General features: G+C 40.0%; 2 protein-coding genes and 1 pseudogene. All 3 read left to right on the forward strand.

The window, feature by feature from the left end:
- On the forward strand, positions 1-1,450 hold a 1,450-nt coding region (locus WBJ10_RS02940; RefSeq protein ID WP_424288062.1), incomplete at its 5' end, for a capsule assembly Wzi family protein.
- A gap of 32 nt (positions 1,451-1,482) precedes the next feature.
- Entirely contained in the window at positions 1,483-2,145 is a 663-nt protein-coding gene (locus WBJ10_RS02945) for a hypothetical protein (protein WP_424288063.1), read from the forward strand.
- Positions 2,146-2,865 (forward strand): annotated as a pseudogene (locus WBJ10_RS02950) (hypothetical protein); the annotation flags it as partial.

Below are 2,865 nucleotides of genomic sequence, written 5' to 3' on the forward strand. Positions count from 1 at the left end.
ACCTATCTCGGCGCAATTTGTGGATACTGCGATTTCAGCACTCGAATATAACTATGCTCCAGTTAATTTAATTCCAGCATCGAAACATTTCCAATTTAAGGTTTTCCCATTGAGTACCGTTGTTCAGATTAATACACATAATCCTTATGGCTGGAATGATGGTCTAATGATTCCAGCCAAGGGCTATCAACAACATGTTTCTGGTGGTTTTTTTCTTAGAGCTGGACCCTTATCCATCCAAGTAAAACCGGAATTTATTTATGCCGCCAATCCCCCATATCTTGACACTAACGACCAAATCGCGTCAAATGGTTATTCATATTATATAGCTGGCGGCTATGGAGCAGACCTTCCAGCTTACCATGAGACGAAAAATTTTAGTGCTTTAGATATGGGACAAAGTAGCCTGCGCATAAATGTGGGACCAGCTTCTTTCGGCGTGTCAAAAGAGAACCTATGGTGGGGACCCGGTAGAAGAAATTCTCTTCTGATGAGCAATTCTGCACGAGGGTTTAAACATTTAACGTTAAATACTACTAGGCCCATCACATCTCCCATTGGTTCATTTGAAGGTCAAATAGTTAGTGGTCGTCTTGAGAATTCTAATTCACCGCTTAATACGAATAAAAATCAGGAATGGAGATACCTTTCCGGTATGGTTATAGATTATCAACCTAAATGGATATCTGGTCTTTTTGTCGGTCTAACACGCGTTTTTCAGATATATAACTCAGATATACAGGGTTTTAGTGACTATTTTCCATTATTTCAACCGTTTGAGAAACGTAGAACGGAAGAAGACTCTAAAATCAGGGATCAGTTGACATCTGTTTTTGCGAGATATATTTTTAGAGGATCTGGTGCCGAGGTATATGCTGAGTTAGGTCGAAATGATCATTCATTCAATACAAGGGATTTTTTGCAAGAACCGGGACATTCGCGGGCTTACATTGTAGGATTCCAAAAATTAGTTACGCTACCCAGTTCTGACGAAAACATTTTGGTTGCGGCCGAAATTACCCAGTTATCACAGTCAATTAATAGGTTAGTTCGTTCATCAGGGACTTGGTACGTTCATGAAATTAATCAAGGATATACAAATTCAGGCGAAGTTATTGGAGCTGGCACTGGGCCGGGTGGGAATCTACAGTCTTTAGAGATAAGCTGGTTAAAAGGATTCAAAAAGATCGGTTTACAACTTGAGCGGATTGAGCACAATCGTGATTTTTATGAGGAAATGATCGATTTAAACGGTTCATATGATGGGCAATGGGTAGATCTATCGGCAGGATTAGTGGCTAGTTGGGATTATCAAAATTTTTTATTCCGAGGCCAGCTTTCAGGTATACAATCACTTAATTATATCTGGCAGACTAGGAAGATTAACCTTCCTCAAAGACACGTTTTTAATTTTCATGCGAACGTGGGATTGAATTATTATTTTAAATAGAAAGTGGCGTATGGTAATCGTACAAGTTTTATATGATAATTACGAAAACATTTAAGATACTTTTCCTAACCTGTCTTGTTATATTTTCCGCTTGCCACAAAGATATTCAAAGCCAAACGGAAGTATACACCAATGATTTTGAATCCGGTTCCATTCTAGGCATAGAAGGAGCAGTTCAATCTACTTATGATGGAAAAAAAGTACTGGGCTTTTATAACAACAGCGGATTTACTCTAACGCTTCCCGGCCTGGCTAAGCATGATCTGATCTTACTCAAATTTGACCTTTATTTGCATGATACTTGGGGCGGGAATCACACGGGGAATGATGCGGTAATCGACGGGCCTGATATTTGGCAGCTTAAAATTGATAATGAAGCTGTAATCAACACCACATTTTCTAATTCCGGTTGTCAGGCAACTTATTGCCAGCAGCAATCTTATCCCAAAAATTTCCCTTTTCATTATGATGCTGGTACCGGAGCCAGCCGTACAGATTTACCTGGACGCTGCAGCCTCGCGAATATCCCCGGGGGCACTACGATGTATCGCATAGATAAAATATTCAACCACTCCGGTTACACTATTAAGTTGGATTTTAAGGACTTGCTTAAACAAAGTAATGCACCCGATATGCTGTGTGATGAGAGTTGGTCATTAGATAATCTATCAGTTAGCATACTTACGCTTGATTAGATGAGAAAAGCCCTGATATTTTTTTTAGGAATGTTTGTTGTAAATTTAAGTGCATCTTCTCAGTCATTGCCGGTTGATAATTTTAGCCAGGAAGATCTCTACCGATTGAAACAACTAAGAGGGGATGTATCTCCAAATGTTTCATTTACGATTAGGCCCTTAGCTCTACCTCAATCCCGATTCGATAGCTTATATAATGTAAATGATTCTGTAGGTGCACGGATGGAATTGCTTCCCGATGAATGGAAAATCCTTCCGTTTACCTGGCAGAACCAATTTAATTCCCACCATCCTACGGGCTGGAATGATGGTTCCATGGTTCCTGCAAAAGGTCTTCAGACATTTATCAGCGGGGGCTTTTATCAGGCAAAAGGTCGTTTCTCTTTCCAAATAAAGCCGGAACTGGTGTTTGCCTTTAATCCAGCATTTGAAGAGTTTCCACAAGATCACTATTCAGTTATATGGAAGTTTTATTACAACTTTTATAACCGAACCGACCTGCCTGTGCGATTTGGCAAAAATCCACGAGTTAGATTGTATCCCGGACAGAGTAGCGTACGCTATAATGTTAAAAAGCTATCTGCAGGGCTTTCCACTGAAAATTTATGGTGGGGACCGGGTATGCGCAATTCATTATTAATGAGTAATACTGCACCTGGCTTTTTGCATTTAACTGTCAATACATGTGAACCCGTCCAGACGCCAATAGGTTCATTGGAG

Origin of the sequence: Daejeonella sp., from assembly GCF_049655485.1 — a bacterium.
Taxonomy (GTDB): domain Bacteria; phylum Bacteroidota; class Bacteroidia; order Sphingobacteriales; family Sphingobacteriaceae; genus Daejeonella.

Coding starts and splice junctions, on each gene's coding strand:
- WBJ10_RS02945 (WP_424288063.1), top strand. CDS start 1,483: ATGATAATTACGAAAACATTTAAGATACTTTTCCTAACCTGTCTTGTT.